The sequence below is a fragment of the Pseudomonas entomophila genome, assembly GCF_029478665.1.
GTDB classification, from domain to species: domain Bacteria; phylum Pseudomonadota; class Gammaproteobacteria; order Pseudomonadales; family Pseudomonadaceae; genus Aquipseudomonas; species Aquipseudomonas entomophila_F.
Genome location: NZ_JARPQB010000031.1, coordinates 1 through 16,364, shown reverse-complemented (window position 1 = coordinate 16,364; position 16,364 = coordinate 1). Strand labels below are relative to the sequence as shown.

Genomic DNA, 16,364 nt, shown 5'->3' with positions numbered 1-16,364 from the left:
TCAGATTCCTTGCTCGCTGAGCCACAGGTTCAAGGCGGCCAGCTGCCACAGCTTGGAGCCGCGCAGCGGGGTGAGCTGGCCGTGCGGGTTGCTCAGCAAGCGGTCGAGCATCGCCGGGTTGAACAGGCCGCGATCCTGGCTGGGGTCGGTCAGCAGCTCGCGCACCCACTCCAGGGTCGCGCCTTGCAGGTGCTTGAGGCCGGGGACCGGGAAGTAGCCTTTCTTGCGGTCGATCACCTCATGGGGGATGACCCGTCGCGCCGCCTGCTTGAGTACCTGCTTGCCGCCGTCGGGCAGCTTGAAGCGCGCCGGGATGCGCGCCGACAGCTCCACCAGGCGATAGTCGAGGAACGGCGTGCGCGCCTCCAGGCCCCAGGCCATGGTCATGTTGTCCACCCGCTTGACCGGGTCGTCCACCAGCATCACCGTGCTGTCCAGGCGCAGGGCCTTGTCCACCGCATCGGGCGCACCCGGGCGGGCGAAATGCTCGCGCACGAAGTCACCTGCGGCATCGCTCTCCAGCAGCCAGGGCGCTTGCACGGTCTCGCGGTATTCATCGTGGCTGCGGTCGAAGAAGGCGGCGCGGTAGGCACCGAATGCGTCTTCGGCGCCGTCGACCTGCGGGTACCAGTGATAGCCGGCGAACAGTTCGTCGGCGCCCTGGCCGCTCTGCACGCCCTTGCAGTGCTTCGCGACTTCCCGCGAGAGCAGGTAGAAGGCGATGCAGTCATGGCTGACCATCGGTTCGCTCATGGCGCGGAAGGCCGCCGGCAACTGCTCGATGATCTCGTGTTCGGCGATGCGCAGCTTGTGGTGGCGGGTGCCGTAGTGCCTGGCGATCAGGTCGGAATACTGGAACTCGTCGCCACGTTCACCGCCGGCATCCTCGAAGCCGATGGAGAAGGTCGACAGGTCGTCCACCCCGGTTTCGCGCAGCAGGCCGACCAGCAGGCTGGAGTCGACGCCACCGGACAACAGCACGCCGACATCCACCGCCGCGCGCTGGCGGATCGCCACGGCGTCGCGCGTGGTATCGAGCACCCGGGTGGTCCAGCCTTCGAGGTCGAGTTCGTGCTCATCCGGGTTCGGGCCGTAGTGCAAGTACCACCAGGCCTGGCGTTCGACTTCACCGTGGTGGTCGATACGCATCCAGGTGCCGGGTTCGAGCTTCTGCACATTGGCCAGCAGGGTGCGTGGCGCGGGCACCACGGCGTGGAAGTTGAGATAGTGGTTGAGCGCCACCGGGTCGATCATCGGGTCGATGTCGCCGCCCTTGAGCAGCGCCGGCAATGTCGAGGCGAAACGCAGGCGTTCGCCGTTGCGCGACAGGTACAGCGGCTTGACGCCGAGGCGGTCGCGGGCCAGGAACAGGCGCTGGTTGTCGCGCTCCCAGATGGCCAGGGCAAACATGCCGTTGAGCTTGGGCAGCAGCGCCGCGCCCCAGGCGTGGTAGCCCTTGAGCAGCACTTCGGTGTCGCCGTCCGAGTGGAAGCGGTAGCCCAGGTCCTGAAGCTCCTGGCGCAGTTCGGGGAAGTTGTAGATGGCGCCGTTGAAGGCCAGCGACAGCCCCAGGGGGGTATCGACCATGGGCTGGGCCGAGCCGTCGGACAGGTCCATGATCTTCAGCCTGCGGTGGCCGAGGGCGATCGGGCCCTGGCTATGGAAGCCCCAGGCGTCGGGGCCGCGGGGCGCCAGGTGGTGAGTGATGCGCTCCACGGCGGCAAGGTCCGCCGGGCGTGGGGCTTGGTCGAGGGGGGTGAAACGTAACTCTCCTGCTAATCCGCACATAGGTCCTTACCGGTTTTGCCGTTGGGGAGGTGTGCCCTTTATTCCGGGCACCTAGTGAAGGACATGGGTGAGTTGCGAGAGTTTTATATCGATCTGTTATATAGGGTGGCGGCAGTTTGCCTGCCCTCTGTAGGAGCGGCTTCAGCCGCGATGGGGGCATCACGGTGCCTGGCACCCGCTGCGCGGGTGATCGCGGCTGAAGCCGCTCCTACGGTGGTCTTATCGGATCGCGCGTTATTTACCGCGAATCAGGCGGCGCAATGCAAACCGGTTGGGATGGCACGCCTCGGCAACGGCCCTGGGGACCGGCAACGGTTCGCCGCAGACCCACGCCGCGATCAGTTCGCCGGACAACGGCGCCGTGATCAACCCGCGCGATCCATGCCCGCTGTTGACATACAACCCCTCCAGCCACGGGCAGGCGATATCCGGCACCTGTCGCGCATCCTTGGCCAGCATTGAATAGGTCGTGTTGAACGCCTGGACATCCGCGACTGGCCCGACAATGGGCAGGTAGTCGGGGCTGGTGCAGCGAAACGCCGCGCGCCCTTCGAGCTGTTCGGCATCTAGCTCGGTGGTACCCAGGCGCGTGGCCAGGTCGCTCGAGATATCCTCCAGCAACCCGAGGTTGCCCTGGTGCTCCGCGGTGGTCGGTGTGAGGTCTTCGTTGTGGAAGTCGAAGCTGGCCCCGAGGGTGTGCTCGTCGCCACGCGGCGGCGCGACATAACCATCGGCGCAGACCACCGTGCGCAGCGCGCGGCTGGCTTCTGTTGCCGGCAGGCGGGTGATCTGCCCGCGAATACGCTTGAGCGGCAGCTCGGCGCAGGCCGGGAAGCGGCGGACATCGGCGGCGCCGGCCAGCACCACCAGCGGCGCGCAGGCCAGCAGGCGCTCGCCATCCCAGGCTTGCCACAGGCCATCGGCCTTGCGCAGTTCGATCACCTCGTGGTGGTTGAGCAGGCGAATATTTGGATGCCGCAGTTGCGCCTGGCACATGGCCGGTGGATGCACCCAGCCGCCTTCGGGATAGAACAGGCCGCCACTGGCCAGGGCGATGCCGGCCACGGCCTCGGCCTGGTCGCGTTCCAGCCGTTGCAGCAGGCTTTGGTCGAACGCAGCCGCCAGTTTGGCCTGGCGTGCGGCTTCCTGGTCGTCGAAGGCCAGTTGCAGCACACCGCAGGCATCCCAGTCCTGGCCGCGCTGCAGGTGTTCGAGCCAGCGGCGGGTGTAGCCAAAGCCCGAGAGGATCATCTGCGACAGCGCAGTGCCATGGGCGGAAAGCTTGAGGTACAGCACCCCCTGCGGATTGCCCGAGGCCTCCTGGGCCGGACCGCTATGGCGCTCCAGCACGCTGACCTGCCAGCCACGCTCGGCCAGGCTCCTGGCCGTGGCGCTGCCGGCCAGGCCGGCGCCGATCACCAGCGCTTCGCGTGGGCCCGGAACGCTGGGCGGGCGCGCGTACCAGGGCGCGGCTGGCGCCGGCGCGGCGCCGTTGTAGAGGCCGTGCATCACTTCCCATTTCTTGCCGATGCCCGGCACCTTCTTCATGGAGAAGCCGGCTTCGATCAGCGAACGGCGCACCCAGCCGGTAGTGGTGAAGGTGCCCAGCGTGGTCCCGGGCCGTGACAGGCGCGCCAGCTGGCTGAACAGTTCGGGGGTCCACATGTCGGGGTTCTTCGCCGGGGCGAAACCGTCGAGGAACCAGGCGTCGATGCGGGCGTCGAGCTGCGGCAGCTGCTCCAGCGCATCGCCGATCATCAGGGTCAGGGTGACCCGGCCACCGTCGAGGTTGAACTGCTGGAAGCCTGGGTGGATGGCCACGTACTGTTCGAGCAACGGCCGAGTGAACGCAGCCAGCCCTGGCCAAAGCTGCGTGGCGCGGGCAAGGTCGTCGCGGCTCAGCGGGTACTTCTCGACACTGACGAAGTGCAGGCGTGCCCCGGCCGGGGCCAGTTCGGCGAACAGTTGCCAGGCACAGAAAAAATTCATGCCGGTGCCAAAGCCCGTCTCGCCGATCACCAGGCAGTCGTGCGGCGTCAATTCAGCGAAGCGCTGGCGCAGATGGTTCTGCTCGATGAACACGTGCAGGGTCTCGTCGATGCCCTCGTTGATGGCGAAATAGACATCGTCGTATTGCCGCGAGTGGGGGCGGCCCTGGTCGTCCCAGTCGATCTGGGCATGCTGAAGAAGGGTGGACATGGTTGGCTCGGTTGCAGCGGATGGGCGGATTTTATGTCATCCGTGCAATTTGCGCAGTTCGTGCCTGCCCATCCATGGCCGGCGTGCCCCTTGTAGGAGCCGGCTTGCCGGCGAAAGGGCCGGTACAGGCGAAGTACATTTCCGCTAGTCTTGCTTATCCAATGAGGGAGCCATCCATGTTCGAATCCGCGGAAATCGGTCACAGCATCGACAAGGAAACGTATGAAGCAGAAGTCCCCGCATTGCGCGAGGCACTGCTCGAAGCCCAGTACGAACTCAAGCAGCAGGCGCGGTTTCCGGTGATCGTGCTGATCAACGGCATCGAGGGTGCCGGCAAGGGCGAGACGGTCAAGCTGCTCAACGAATGGATGGACCCGCGGCTGATCGAAGTGCGCACCTTCGACCAGCAGACCGATGAAGAGCTGGCCCGTCCCCCGGCCTGGCGCTATTGGCGGGCGCTGCCGCCGAAGGGGCGCATGGGGGTGTTCTTCGGCAACTGGTACAGCCAGATGCTCGAAGGCCGCGTGCATGGGCAGTTCAAGGATGCCGTGCTCGACCAGGCCATCGCCGGTGCTGAGCGCCTGGAACAGATGCTCTGCGACGAGGGCGCGCTGATCATCAAGTTCTGGTTCCACCTGTCGAAGAAGCAGATGAAGGCGCGGCTCAAGGCGCTCAAGGAAGACCCGCTGCACAACTGGCGCATCAGCCCGCTGGACTGGCAGCAATCGGAAACCTACGACCGTTTCGTGCGCTTCGGCGAGCGTGTGCTGCGCCGCACCAGCCGCGACTATGCGCCCTGGCACGTGATCGAGGGTGTCGACCCGCATTACCGCAGCCTGGCGGTGGGGCGCATCCTGCTGGAGAGTTTGCAGGCCGCACTGGGCAACAAGCCGCCCAAGCACCAGGGCAACGTCGCACCGCTGGGGCGCAGCATCGACCAGAAGAGCCTGCTGGGTGCGCTCGACCTGAGCAAGCGCCTGGACAAGCGCGACTACGAGGAGCAGTTGGTCACCGAGCAGGCGCGCCTGGCGGGGCTTCTGCGTAACAAGCACATGCGCCGGCATGCGCTGGTGGCGGTTTTCGAAGGCAACGACGCGGCTGGCAAGGGCGGTGCCATTCGCCGCGTGGCGGCGGCGCTGGACCCGCGCCAGTACCGCATCGTGCCGATTGCCGCGCCCACCGAGGAAGAGCGTGCCCAGCCGTACCTCTGGCGGTTCTGGCGGCACATTCCGGCGCGCGGCAAATTCACCGTCTTCGACCGCTCCTGGTATGGCCGGGTGCTGGTGGAGCGGGTCGAGGGTTTCTGCAGCCCGACCGACTGGATGCGCGCCTACGGCGAGATCAACGATTTCGAGGAACAGTTGCGTAATGCCGGCGTGGTGGTGGTCAAGTTCTGGTTGGCCATCGACCAGCAGACCCAGCTCGAGCGGTTCGAGGAGCGCGAGCAGATCCCGTTCAAGCGCTACAAGATCACCGAGGAAGACTGGCGCAACCGTGACAAGTGGGATGTGTACGCGGAGGCGGTGGGCGACATGGTCGACCGTACCAGCACCGAGATCGCGCCGTGGACCCTGGTGGAGGCCAACGACAAGCGCTGGGCACGGGTGAAGGTGCTGCGCACGATCAATGAAGCGCTGGAGGCGGCGTTCGCCAAGAAGTAGGAGCGGCCTTGTGCCGCGAAAGGGCCGCGTAGCGGCCCCGTCCATGTGTAAACCGAGCAGTCCAGAGGGCCGCGTAGCGGCCCTTTCGCGGCGCAAGGCCGCTCCTACAAGACGGTGTCAGCCCGGCAGGGGCAATCAGACATGCACTCAGGGAATGACCTGATGAAATCTTTTCCCGCCACGTTCCCCCCGCCAAGCCCTTAGACTGCACTTCTCCCGCTACCGGCCTGATCGAGGACACCATGCACATTTCTTCCGGCCGCTGGGCCTACGGCCTGTCGCTGGCCCTGTTGACCGCGTTTCTCTGGGGCATCCTGCCGATCAAGCTCAAGCAGGTGCTGCAGGTGATCGACCCGGTGACGGTCACCTGGTATCGCCTGAGCGTCTCGGGTGGCCTGCTGTTCGCCTGGCTGGCGGCCAATCGACGGCTGCCGTCATTCGGGCGCCTGGGCCTCAAGGGCAAGGGGCTGGTGGCGGTCGCGGTGGGTGGCCTGGTGGGCAACTATGTGCTGTATCTGGTCGGGCTCAACCTGCTAAGCCCCGGCACCGCGCAACTGGTGGTGCAGCTCGGGCCGGTGCTGTTGCTGGTGGCCAGTGTGTTCGTGTTCAAGGAGCGCTTCAGCCTCGGGCAGGGCCTGGGGTTGCTGGTGTTGCTGGCAGGCTTCGGGTTGTTCTTCAACCAGCGCCTGGAGGAGCTTTTCACATCGCTCGGCACCTACACCACCGGTGTGCTGACCATCATCCTCGCCACCAGCATCTGGGTGTTCTACGCCTTGAGCCAGAAGCAATTGTTGACGGTGTGGAACTCGCAGCAGGTGATGATGGTGATCTACCTGTGCTGTGCGCTGCTGCTCACGCCCTGGGTGCATCCACTGGAGGCGCTGCAACTGAGCCCGGTGCAGGGCTGGCTGTTGCTGGCCTGCTGCCTCAATACCCTGGTGGCCTATGGTGCGTTCGCCGAGGCGTTGGCGCATTGGGAGGCCTCACGCGTGAGCGCCACGCTGGCGCTGACGCCGCTGGTGACCTTTGTTGCCGTGGCATTGGCGGCCTGGGTGTGGCCGGAGTATGTGCATGCCGAGGATATCAACGGCCTGGGGTATGTGGGCGCGGTGACGGTGGTGCTGGGCTCGGCGCTGGTGGCCTTGGGGCCATCGCTGGTGGCGGGGTGGAAGGCGAGGAGGGCAGAAGTGTCGCGTTGATCGGTTCGCCGGCAGCCGGCTCCTGCGGGTGCGATCCCCTGCAGGAGCCGGCTGCCGGCGAACCAGCAGATCAGCCCTTGCCCCCCGGCGCCAGCATGTTCTCCGGCCGCACCCATTGGTCGAACTGCTCGTTGGTCAGGTACTTCAGCTCCAGCGCCGCCTCCCGCAGGGTCTTGCCCTCGCTGTAGGCCTTCTTGGCGATTTCTGCCGCCTTGTCGTAACCGATGTGCGGGTTCAGCGCCGTCACCAGCATCAGTCCGCGCTCCAGGTGCGCCGCCATCTGCCCGGCATCCGGCTCGATGCCGGCCACGCAATGCTGCTGGAAGTTGTGGCAGCCATCAGCCAGCAGCTCGATCGACTGCAGCAGGTTGTGGATGATCACCGGCTTGAACACGTTCAACTGCAAATGCCCCTGGCTGGCGGCGAAGCCGATCGCCGCGTCGTTGCCCAGCACCTGGCAGGCCAGCATCGACAATGCCTCGCACTGGGTCGGGTTGACCTTGCCGGGCATGATCGAACTGCCGGGCTCGTTGGCCGGCAGGCGTACTTCGGCAAGCCCCGCGCGCGGGCCCGAACCGAGCAGGCGCAAATCGTTGGCAATCTTCATCAACGCCACGGCCAGGGTTTTCAGCGCGCCCGCCAGGCTGGTCAATGGCTCGTGGCCGGCGAGGGCGGCGAATTTGTTCGGCGCGGTCACGAACGGCAGGCCGGACAGGGCGGCCAGTTCGGCGGCGATGGCTTCGGCGAAACCATGCGGGGCATTGAGCCCGGTGCCCACGGCGGTGCCGCCCTGGGCCAGCTCGCAGACCGCCGGCAACGTCGCGCGGATGGCGCGCTGGGCGTAGTCGAGCTGGGCGACGAACGCCGAGACTTCCTGGCCGAAGGTGATGGGGGTGGCGTCCATCATGTGCGTGCGGCCGGTCTTCACCAGTTTTTCGTGGCGCTCCGACAACTCCGCCAACCCCGAGGCGAGCTCGCCGATCGCTGGCAACAGCTTCGCGTGTACCGCCTGGGCCGCGGCGATGTGCATGGCGGTGGGGAAGCAGTCGTTGGAGCTCTGCGAGCGGTTGACGTGGTCGTTGGGGTGGACCGGTACCTTGCCGCCTCGGCCTTTGCCGGCCAGTTCGTTGGCGCGCCCGGCGATCACTTCGTTGACGTTCATGTTGCTCTGGGTGCCGCTGCCGGTCTGCCAGACCACCAGCGGGAACTGGTCGTCGTGTTCGCTATCCAGCACTTCATCGGCAGCCTGTTCGATCAGCCGGGCGATGTCGGCGGGCAGGTCGCCGTTGCGATCGTTGACCCGCGCCGCCGCTTTCTTGATCAGCGCCAGGGCATGCAGCACCGCGAGCGGCATGCGCTCCTTGCCGATGGCGAAGTTGATCAGCGAACGCTGGGTCTGCGCACCCCAGTAGGCCTGCTCCGGAACTTCGACCGGGCCCAGGCTGTCTGTCTCGATACGGCTCATGCTGCGCTCACTCCTTTGTAGTCCGAAATCGCAGTTTAGGCCCTGATTCGACAGCGCGGTTCCATCGCTCGTCGTGCCACTTGAGCACTTCGCCACCACGGCGCAGAATGCTCTACTCTGAGGTACCCGCCTCTCTTTCTTGAAGGAAATGCAATGACCCGTCTTCGTGTCCTCTGTGCCGCCGTTGCCCTGGTCTGCGCCAGCGGCCAGGTACTCGCCGCAACCCCCAGCCACAATGCTGCCGCCGAGAAATTCCTGACCCTGGCCAATGCCGACAAGCTGGGCACCCCGGTGTACATGCAGGTCCAGCAGATGTTCGCCCAGCGTTTCGAGCAAACCAAGGCGCCAGCCTCCAAGAAGTCCGTCCTCGACAGCTACCAGGCCAAGGCCAACGCCGCCCTGGACAACGCCATCGGCTGGAAGAAACTCAAGCCGAAGATGGTCGACCTGTACACCGCCACCTTCACCGAAGGCGAGCTGAACGACCTGGTCAAGTTCTACGAGTCGCCGCTGGGCAAGAAAGTCCTGCGCGAAATGCCTAAAGTCACCCAGCAATCGGCGCAACTGACCCAGCAAAGCCTGGAGCCGGCCGTGCCGGTGGTGAACAAGCTGCTCGACGACATGACCAAGGAACTCGACCCGAACGCCGGCAAGGCGCCAGCGAAGAAGTGAGCCTGACGCGATGAGCATGCAGCAACGCATCGAACAGCAACTGGCGCCGCTGGCCACGCAACACCTTGAAGTGCACAACGAGAGCCACATGCACAGCCGTGGCCAGGAAACGCACTACAAGGCCGTGCTGGTCAGCGAGCAGTTCGCCGGCCTGAACAGCGTCAAGCGCCACCAGAAGGTCTACGCCACCATGGGTGAGCTGATGGGCGAGATCCACGCCCTGGCCATTCATACCTACACGCCCGAAGAGTGGGCGGCGGTCGGCGTGGCGCCAGCCTCGCCGGTGTGCGCCGGCGGCGGGCACTGAATCCTTTCCGTCGTTCTGGTACAATTCGCGTCATTCCCTTGGGGGCCGCCGTGCGGCCCATCGCCGGCAAGCCGGCTCCTACAAATCCCGTAGGGGCCGGCTTGCCGGCGATGGGCTGCGCAGCAGCCCCCTTGCTTTTGTCAAACCCGGTCCGCCCCTTACGAGGGCAACCACCTGGAGATACACATCCATGTCCCAACCGATCGTCGTGGCGGCGCTGTACAAGTTCGTCACCCTGGAAGACTACGTCGAACTGCGCGAGCCCCTGCTCAAGGCCATGACCGACCACGGTGTCAAAGGCACCCTGCTGCTGGCCAACGAAGGCATCAACGGCACCGTGTCGGCCACCCGCGAAGGCATCGACGCGCTGCTCGCCTGGCTGCGCAACGACCCGCGCCTGGTGGATGTCGACCATAAAGAGTCGTACTGCGACGAGCAGCCGTTCTATCGCACCAAGGTCAAGCTCAAGAAAGAGATCGTCACCCTGGGCGTGCCCGGCGTGGACCCGAACAAGGCGGTGGGTACTTATGTCGACCCGAAAGACTGGAACGCCCTGATCAGCGACCCGGAAGTGCTGCTGATCGACACCCGCAACGACTATGAAGTGGCCATCGGTACCTTCAAGGGCGCCGTCGACCCGAAGACCGAAACCTTCCGCGAGTTCCCCGACTACATCAAGGCCAACTTCGACCCGAGCAAGCACAAGAAAGTGGCCATGTTCTGCACCGGCGGCATCCGTTGTGAAAAAGCCTCCAGCTACATGCTCGGTGAGGGCTTCGAAGCGGTCTATCATCTCAAAGGCGGCATCCTGAAATACTTCGAGGAAGTGGCCCAGGAAGAAAGCCTCTGGGACGGCGACTGCTTCGTCTTCGACAACCGGGTCACCGTGCGTCACGACCTGAGCGAAGGCGAGTACGACCAGTGCCACGCTTGCCGCCACCCGATCGATGTGAAGGACCGGGAGTCGGAGCACTATTCGCCAGGCGTGAGCTGCCCGCATTGCTGGGACACCCTGAGCGAGAAGACCCGGCGCAGCGCCATCGACCGCCAGAAGCAGATCGAACTGGCCAAGGCGCGCAACCAGCCGCACCCGATCGGCTACAACTACAAAGCCGAGGCTTGATGCATGTCCGCACGCCTGCTCTATGTGATGGACCCGATGTGCTCCTGGTGCTGGGGTTTCGCCCCGGTGGCCGAGGCATTGATCGCCCAGGCCCGTGAAGCCGGGGTCGACACCCGGCTGGTGCCGGGCGGCCTGCGCAGCGGCGGCAGCGCCCTGGACGCCTCGACCCGCAAGTACATCCTCGAGCATTGGCAGGCGGTGCATGATGCCACCGGGCAGCCGTTCCGCTTCGAAGGCGCGATGCCCGACGGTTTCGTCTATGACACAGAACCTGCGTGCCGCGCCCTGGTCGCGGCGCGCGAGCTGGATGGCCAGCGGGCCTGGAGCTTGCTCAAGCTGATCCAGCGTTCGTTCTACGAGCAGGGCGTGGACGTCACCCGCGCCCCGCAGCTGGTGGACCTGGCCGAGCAGGCCGGGTACGACCGTGAGCCGTTCGCGCAGCGTTTTGCCAGCCACGACACCCGTGCCGCCACCAGCGCTGATTTCGCCTGGGTGCAGGACTTGGGCATCGCCGGCTTCCCCACGCTGCTGGCCGAGCGCAACGGCCAGCTGGCGCTGCTGACCAACGGCTACCAGCCGCTGGACAGCTTGCAACCCTTGCTCGGCCGCTGGCTGCAGCAGGCCGCTTGTGCTTGATCTGCCAGGGTCGCCAGACCCTGTGCCAGGGAAGCCCCCCGCTGTGCCTGATCGCCTGAGCTGGGCGGAAATCCGCCGTCTGGCCCTGCAACACAAGAAAGCCCTGTGGACCGCCAACCTGGTGGCCGTGCTCGCGGCCTTGTGCAGCGTGCCGATCCCGTTGCTGCTGCCGCTGCTGGTGGACGAAGTGCTGCTGGGGCATGGCGACGCCGCGCTGAAGTGGATGAACAACTTCCTGCCTGCCGGCTGGCAGGTCGCGGCTGGCTACATCGGCCTGATGCTGTGCGCCACCCTCGGCTTGCGCCTGGCCGCGCTGGCGTTCAACGTGGTCCAGGCCAAGCTGTTCGCCGGGCTGGCCAAGGATATCGTCTACCGCCTGCGCATCCGCCTGATCGAGCGGCTCAAGCGCATTTCGCTCAAGGAATACGAGAGCCTGGGCAGCGGCACCGTGACCACCCACCTGGTCACCGACCTGGACACCCTCGACAAGTTCGTCGGCGAAACCCTCAGCCGTTTCCTGGTAGCCGTGCTGACACTCACCGGCACCGCCGCGATCCTGATCTGGATGCACTGGCAGCTGGCATTGCTGATCCTGCTGTTCAACCCGCTGGTGATCTACTTCACCGTGCAGTTGGGCAAGCGCGTCAAGCACCTGAAGAAGCTCGAGAACGACAGTACCGCGCGTTTCACCCAGGCGCTGACCGAAACGCTGGACGCCATCCAGGAAATCCGCGCCGGCAATCGCCAGGGCTATTTCCTCGGGCGCCTGGGCCTGCGCGCCCGCGAGGTGCGCGACTATGCCGTGGCCTCGCAGTGGAAGAGCGATGCCAGTGGCCGCGCCAGTGGCCTGCTGTTCCAGTTCGGTATCGACATCTTCCGCGCCGCGGCCATGCTCACCGTGTTGTTCTCCGACCTGTCCATCGGCCAGATGCTGGCGGTGTTCAGCTACCTGTGGTTCATGATCGGCCCGGTGGAGCAGCTGTTGAACCTGCAGTACGCCTATTACGCCGCAGGTGGTGCGCTCAGCCGGCTCAATGAGCTGCTGGCGCGTGCCGACGAGCCGCAGTATCCGGCGGCCAGCGATCCGTTCGCCGGGCGCGAGACGGTGGGGCTTGAGGTGCGCGACTTGCGTTTTGCCTACGCGGAAGAACCGGTACTCGACCAGCTCAACCTGTCCATTGCCCCGGGTGAGAAGGTGGCCATCGTCGGGGCCAGTGGCGGTGGCAAGAGCACCCTGGTGCAGTTGCTGCTGGGGTTGTACAGCGCCCAGGCCGGAACCATTCGCTTCGGTGGCGCCAGCCTGCAGGAGATTGGCCTGGAGACCTTGCGCGAGAACGTCGCGGTGGTGCTGCAGCACCCGTCGCTGTTCAACGACAGCGTGCGCGCCAACCTCACCATGGGCCGTGACTGCAGTGACGAAGCCTGCTGGCAGGCGCTGCGCATCGCCCAGCTGGACGCCACCATCGCCGCCTTGCCCCAGGGGCTGGACAGCGTGGTCGGGCGCTCGGGGGTGCGTTTGTCCGGAGGCCAGCGTCAGCGATTGGCGATTGCCCGCATGGTGCTGGCCGAGCCCAAGGTGGTCATTCTCGACGAAGCCACCTCGGCACTGGACGCGGCTACCGAGTACAACCTGCACCAAGCCCTGGCGCGTTTCCTCAGTGGTCGTACCACCCTGATCATCGCCCACCGTCTTTCGGCGGTGAAGCAGGCCGACCGGGTGCTGGTGTTCGATGGCGGGCATGTGGCCGAGGACGGTGGGCATCAGCAATTGATCGCCGAAGGTGGGTTGTATGCCAAGTTGTACGGGCATTTGCAGCAAACTTGAGATTTTTCGCCCGGCTGTGCCGGGCATCGCCAGCAAGGCTGGCTCCTACGGGGGCGGCGCGGTATCTGTGGGGGCGGGTGCAAATGTGCCGTGTCAGGCGGTAACAATGCTGGCGTTGATATTTTCGCCGGCAAACCTGCTCCCACAGGCATGGCAAATGGCCTACGCTGTGCTTGTCTAGGTCGATTCGTGCCTTATCTGCCTCAGTGACAGGGACCACATGAAGGGAAATCGGACGCTCGAGGCACCAAGGCTGCTGGGTATCATCTGGCCTTTCGTCGCCGTTGTGGTCTTCCAGGTGCTGCTGGGCAGCCTGAGCCTCTATGCATTGTCCGCCGTGCGCGCCTATGTGGCGGGCGAGAGCCTGTGGTCCAAGGCACAGAAAGATGCCATCTACTACCTGAGCCTCTACGCCGAAGACCGTGACCCGCGGACCTTCGAACGCTACCAGCGAGCCATCCTCGTGCCGAAAGGCGACCATGACCTGCGCCTGGCCCTGGATCGCCCCGAGCCAGACCTTGAGGCCGCGCGCGCGGGTATCCTGCAGGGTGGCAACCACCCCGACGACGTTGCCCGGATCATCTGGTTCTACCGCAACTTCCGTCATATCAGCTACATGGAAACCGCGATCGACTACTGGGATATCGGTGACGATTATCTGCGCCAGCTCGATGTGCTGGCTGTACAGATGCGCGACGGCTTCAACGCCGGTGGCATCGAGGCGCGGCAGGTACTGGACTGGAAGGCGCATATCGTTGCCATCAACGATGGCGTGACACCGGCCGCCAGGGCGTTCAGCGATGCGCTGGGCGAAGGCTCGCGGGCACTGCTCAAAGTGCTCATGCTCACCAACCTGGCCACGGCGCTGTTCCTGATCGCCATGGCCTGGCGGCGCTCGAGCAAGTTGCTGGCCCAGCGCCAAGCCTTCGCCATCGCCTTGCAAGAGGAGAAGGAGCGGGCGCAGATCACCCTCGAGTCTATCGGTGACGCGGTGATCACCGCCGATGTCGACGGCTGCATCGCCTATATGAACCCGGCTGCCGAGCAGTTGACCCATTGGCAGGCCGCCCAGGCCCAGGGGCTGCCCCTGGCCGCCCTGTTCAGCCTGCTCGACGAGAACGCCGAAAGCGACAGCCGCACCCTGGTCGAGCAGGTGCTCAGTGGCAGCCTCAAGGGTGGAGCCGAGCACGCGCGGCTGATCCAGCGCCTGGACGGCAGCACCGTGTCGGTCAACCTGGTGGGGTCGCCCATCCTCACCGAAGGGCAGGTCAGCGGCATCGTCGTGGTGCTGCACGACATGACCCAGGAGCGCCAATACATCGCCAACCTGTCCTGGCAGGCCACCCATGACGCGCTCACTGGCCTGGCCAACCGGCGCGAGTTCGAGTATCGCCTGGAACAGGCGCTCAATGCCTTGGCGCGCCAGGCTGGGCGCCACTCGCTGATGTTCCTCGATCTCGATCAGTTCAAGCTGGTCAACGACACTTGCGGGCATGCCGCCGGCGATGAACTGCTGCGGCATATCTGTGCGGTGCTGCAATCCGCTCTGCGCGAGGGTGACACACTGGCCCGGCTGGGCGGCGACGAGTTCGGCGTGTTGCTGGAGAACTGCCCGTCGGATCAGGCTGAGCGCATCGCCGAGCTCCTGCGCCAGGCGGTGCAAAGCCTGCATTTCGTCTGGAAGGGGCGGCCATTCGTCACCACGGTCAGCATTGGCCTGGTGCACATTGCCCAGCCACCCGGCACCCTGGAAGCCTCGCTGCGCGCCGCCGACATGGCCTGCTACATGGCCAAGGAAAAAGGCCGCAACCGCGTCCAGGTGTACCACGCCGACGACAGCGAGCTGTCCATGCGTTTCGGCGAGATGGCCTGGATCCAGCGCCTGCATGTGGCCCTGGAAGAGAACCGCTTCTGCCTCTATGCCCAGGAGATCGCGCCCCTGCGGCCACAGGAGGGCGCCGGGCATCTCGAGATCCTGCTGCGCCTGCACGACGAAAACGGCCGCACCATCCTGCCGGACAGCTTCATCCCCGCCGCCGAGCGCTATGGCCTGATGACCGCCCTCGACCGCTGGGTGGTGCGCAGTGTGTTCCAGGTGGTGCGCCAGTGCCTGGACGAAGGCCGTGAGGGGCCGCTGGCGATGTGCGCGATCAACCTGTCGGGGTCGAGCATTGGCGATGACAAGTTCCTCGAGTACCTGCAGCGGCTGTTCGAGGAGTTTTCCATCCCGCCCTGGCTGATTTGTTTTGAAATTACCGAAACCAGCGCGATCGCCAATCTGGGCAGTGCGATTCGATTCATCAATGAATTGAAGGCACTGGGCTGCAAGTTCTCCCTGGATGACTTCTGTGCCGGAATGTCGTCATTCGCCTATTTGAAGCATTTGCCTGTAGACTTCCTGAAGATCGACGGAAGTTTCGTCAAGGACATGCTCGATGACCCGATCAACCGGGCGATGGTCGAAGTGATCAATCACATCGGCCACGTCATGGGCAAGCGGACCATCGCCGAGTTCGTCGAGACGCCGTTGATCGAGCAGGCGTTGCAGGAGATCGGCGTGGACTACGCCCAGGGCTACCTCATCGAACGACCGCAGGTCTTCACCTGCGACAGCCTGCAGCGCCAACGGATTGCCGCGAGGCCCCTCCTGCACCGGGCGCCGGGGACCTTTCGCTGAACTTTGCCCGGTCATCACAGGGAATCAAGGAGCTGACAGTGATTGACTCGTTCGTAAGGATCGGACCATTGATGGATCCGGCCAGTTATCCGGATTGGGCCCAGCAACTGATCGAGGATTGCCGCGAAAGCAAACGCCGAGTAGTCGAGCACGAGTTCTATCAGCGCCTGCGCGATGGCCAGCTGCGGCCGGCCACCATCCGCCAGTACCTGATAGGCGGCTGGCCGGTGGTCGAACAGTTTTCGTTGTACATGGCCCACAACCTCACCAAGACCCGTTACGCCCGTCATCCAGGAGAGGATATGGCGCGGCGCTGGCTGATGCGCAACATTCGCGTCGAACTCAACCATGCCGACTACTGGGTGCACTGGTGCCAGGCCCATGGCATCCACCTGCACGAGTTGCAGGCCCAGGAAGTGCCACCCGAGCTCAATGGTCTGAACGACTGGTGCTGGCGGGTGTGCGCCACCGAGTCGCTGGCCATCTCGATGGCGGCCACCAACTACGCCATCGAAGGCGCCACGGGCGAATGGTCGGCGGTGGTCTGCTCGACCGACACCTACGCCCAGGGCTTCCCCGAGGAAACCCGCAAGCGCGCGATGAAGTGGCTGAAGATGCACGCCCAGTACGACGATGCCCACCCGTGGGAGGCGCTGGAGATCATCTGCACGCTGGCCGGCGAGAACCCCACGCTGGGGCTGCGCACCGAGCTGCGCAGGTCGATCTGCAAGAGCTACGACTGCATGTTCCTGTTCCTGGAGCGTTGCATGCAGCTGGAAGGGCGCCAGCAGGGGCGGGTGCGCCCGGCATTG

12 protein-coding genes are annotated in these 16,364 nt (G+C 65.1%); 9 read left to right on the top strand and 3 right to left on the bottom strand.

Going from position 1 to position 16,364, the window contains the following annotated elements; translation table 11 throughout:
• Entirely contained in the window at window positions 1–1,788 is a 1,788-nt protein-coding gene (locus P5705_RS16660) for an N-acetylglutaminylglutamine amidotransferase (protein WP_277461951.1), read from the bottom strand.
• Window positions 1,789–2,022: 234 nt separating this feature from the next.
• Window positions 2,023–3,987: a bifunctional tRNA (5-methylaminomethyl-2-thiouridine)(34)-methyltransferase MnmD/FAD-dependent 5-carboxymethylaminomethyl-2-thiouridine(34) oxidoreductase MnmC gene (mnmC, locus tag P5705_RS16655; protein WP_277461950.1), complete on the bottom strand. Its 1,965-nt coding sequence runs from the start codon at window positions 3,985–3,987 to the stop codon at window positions 2,023–2,025.
• A gap of 176 nt (window positions 3,988–4,163) precedes the next feature.
• Between mnmC and pap the strand changes: the two genes are divergently transcribed.
• Together pap and P5705_RS16645 are read left to right on the top strand one after the other, a co-directional pair.
• Window positions 4,164–5,648 (top strand): polyphosphate:AMP phosphotransferase, encoded by a 1,485-nt coding sequence (gene pap, locus P5705_RS16650; RefSeq protein WP_277461949.1) that lies wholly within the window; start codon window positions 4,164–4,166, stop codon window positions 5,646–5,648.
• A gap of 242 nt (window positions 5,649–5,890) precedes the next feature.
• On the top strand, window positions 5,891–6,847 hold the full coding sequence (locus P5705_RS16645; RefSeq protein WP_277461948.1) for a DMT family transporter: 957 nt from the start codon (window positions 5,891–5,893) through the stop codon (window positions 6,845–6,847).
• A 70-nt stretch (window positions 6,848–6,917) separates the two neighbouring features.
• Here P5705_RS16645 and P5705_RS16640 read toward each other — a convergent pair whose 3' ends face one another.
• Complete coding sequence (locus tag P5705_RS16640) at window positions 6,918–8,312, bottom strand: class II fumarate hydratase (protein ID WP_277461947.1); 1,395 nt, start codon at window positions 8,310–8,312, stop codon at window positions 6,918–6,920.
• Between the two features lie 153 nt (window positions 8,313–8,465).
• Here P5705_RS16640 and P5705_RS16635 point away from each other — a divergent pair, with 153 nt between their 5' ends.
• From P5705_RS16635 to P5705_RS16605, 7 genes are all read left to right on the top strand, one after another.
• On the top strand, window positions 8,466–8,984 hold the full coding sequence (locus P5705_RS16635; RefSeq protein WP_213660036.1) for a DUF2059 domain-containing protein: 519 nt from the start codon (window positions 8,466–8,468) through the stop codon (window positions 8,982–8,984).
• Between the two features lie 10 nt (window positions 8,985–8,994).
• A complete protein-coding gene (locus P5705_RS16630) occupies window positions 8,995–9,291 on the top strand; it encodes a BolA family protein (RefSeq protein ID WP_248919132.1) in 297 nt (98 codons plus the stop codon).
• Window positions 9,292–9,481: 190 nt separating this feature from the next.
• Complete coding sequence (locus tag P5705_RS16625) at window positions 9,482–10,414, top strand: rhodanese-related sulfurtransferase (RefSeq protein ID WP_277461946.1); 933 nt, start codon at window positions 9,482–9,484, stop codon at window positions 10,412–10,414.
• Between the two features lie 3 nt (window positions 10,415–10,417).
• Window positions 10,418–11,050: a DsbA family protein gene (locus P5705_RS16620; RefSeq protein WP_277461944.1), complete on the top strand. Its 633-nt coding sequence runs from the start codon at window positions 10,418–10,420 to the stop codon at window positions 11,048–11,050.
• The gene (locus tag P5705_RS16615; RefSeq protein WP_277461943.1) at window positions 11,043–12,875 is read left to right on the top strand and encodes an ABC transporter ATP-binding protein; all 1,833 of its coding nucleotides are present in this window, start codon (window positions 11,043–11,045) and stop codon (window positions 12,873–12,875) included. Before P5705_RS16620 ends, P5705_RS16615 begins: the two co-directional genes overlap by 8 nt.
• A 220-nt stretch (window positions 12,876–13,095) precedes the next feature.
• On the top strand, window positions 13,096–15,552 hold the full coding sequence (locus P5705_RS16610; RefSeq protein ID WP_277461942.1) for an EAL domain-containing protein: 2,457 nt from the start codon (window positions 13,096–13,098) through the stop codon (window positions 15,550–15,552).
• 38 nt (window positions 15,553–15,590) lie between these two features.
• A partial coding sequence (locus P5705_RS16605) for a TenA family transcriptional regulator (protein WP_277461941.1) occupies window positions 15,591–16,364 on the top strand: 774 nt, incomplete at its 3' end.

Coding starts and splice junctions, on each gene's coding strand:
- P5705_RS16645 (WP_277461948.1), top strand. CDS start 5,891: ATGCACATTTCTTCCGGCCGCTGGGCCTACGGCCTGTCGCTGGCCCTG.
- P5705_RS16660 (WP_277461951.1), bottom strand. CDS start 1,788: ATGTGCGGATTAGCAGGAGAGTTACGTTTCACCCCCCTCGACCAAGCC.
- pap (WP_277461949.1), top strand. CDS start 4,164: ATGTTCGAATCCGCGGAAATCGGTCACAGCATCGACAAGGAAACGTAT.
- P5705_RS16630 (WP_248919132.1), top strand. CDS start 8,995: ATGAGCATGCAGCAACGCATCGAACAGCAACTGGCGCCGCTGGCCACG.
- P5705_RS16625 (WP_277461946.1), top strand. CDS start 9,482: ATGTCCCAACCGATCGTCGTGGCGGCGCTGTACAAGTTCGTCACCCTG.
- P5705_RS16640 (WP_277461947.1), bottom strand. CDS start 8,312: ATGAGCCGTATCGAGACAGACAGCCTGGGCCCGGTCGAAGTTCCGGAG.
- P5705_RS16620 (WP_277461944.1), top strand. CDS start 10,418: ATGTCCGCACGCCTGCTCTATGTGATGGACCCGATGTGCTCCTGGTGC.
- mnmC (WP_277461950.1), bottom strand. CDS start 3,987: ATGTCCACCCTTCTTCAGCATGCCCAGATCGACTGGGACGACCAGGGC.
- P5705_RS16610 (WP_277461942.1), top strand. CDS start 13,096: ATGAAGGGAAATCGGACGCTCGAGGCACCAAGGCTGCTGGGTATCATC.
- P5705_RS16635 (WP_213660036.1), top strand. CDS start 8,466: ATGACCCGTCTTCGTGTCCTCTGTGCCGCCGTTGCCCTGGTCTGCGCC.